General features: G+C 31.1%; 1 protein-coding gene. It reads right to left on the reverse strand.

What is annotated here, in order from left to right; all coding sequences use genetic code 11:
* Positions 1-293 precede the first annotated feature (293 nt).
* Positions 294-1,118 (reverse strand): ISAs1 family transposase (locus tag F6K06_RS33625; protein ID WP_287245641.1); only part of this gene is annotated, 825 nt, incomplete at its 5' end.

The raw sequence follows: 1,118 nt of genomic DNA on the forward strand, positions 1-1,118 counted from the left end.
CTTGATCTATTGTTCAATTTAAATGGAAGTGATAATGGAGTCTTTATGGGTGATATCACTATCTGCAATCACTCTAATTCACTCGATTTTTATTTTTGTTTTTTTACCAAGATTGCAGACTGCAATCACTTAATTTATTGAGAGACATATAAGATTATTATTTAAATTTTATTGTCGATATTACTGTCTGCAATCACTTTTAAATAATCAAACTAAAATTAATAATTATTCTCCTAATGCATAGGAAGATAAAATTCCATTGCCAGATGTTTTCACTTATTTACATTCAGATTTTATTCTGAGCTGAATAAAACTTTGAGGAGGTAATTGTTGTTCCATCCAGCTCTTTTTCGTTGATTTTTTATTCCAGTTTTTACAGTTTTTTCTTGATTTAATAAATTTAAAGCTATTTGTCTAATTACTGCCAAATTCTCTGGAGCATTATCTGTTCTAATTCTAGAGCAATCTTCCTGAAATTGAACATCCAGAACCCAATTTAATTGATTTTCAATCCCCCAATGACCACGAATCGCTTCAGCTAATAGTTCAGCATTATTGGATAAACTACTAATATAATATCTTCGTTCACAAGTTCTTTTTCCATCTTTTTCAAAACGAAAGTAATCGACAAAGCCAATTGATTTGAGATTTTTCCATTCTCCAAATGGATCTACTTGTTCGGCAATATTACTCGCCATATAATAGTATCGATATTCCTGACGACCATGAGCTAATTCTGGTTTACAATAATCACTTTGTGTACTTTCTTTTCCTTCATTTTTAGATAATTTATTCAGCAGTTTTTCAACCCTTTGATAAAAATAACCTTGATTTTTTTTCAAAGTAATTACATAGTCAGCTTGTTGTTCTGTAATTTGTTTAACAATTTCTTTTTGCCATCCCATAGCATCAATAGTAACTAGACAACCAGAGAGGGATAAAACTTTGAGAAGTTGGGGAATTGCAGTGATTTCATTCGATTTATTATCTACTTTGACTTGACCTAAAACTAGGCGATTTGCTGTAGCCCAGGCACTGACCATGTGAATAGGTTTTTGAGATTTTTTTTTGTCATAAGAACCTCTGAGAGTTTTTCCATCAATTGCTATGATTTCGCC

This window comes from Okeania sp. SIO1H4 (genome assembly GCF_010672695.1).
In the GTDB taxonomy this organism is placed as follows: Bacteria; Cyanobacteriota; Cyanobacteriia; order Cyanobacteriales; family Microcoleaceae; genus Okeania; species Okeania hirsuta.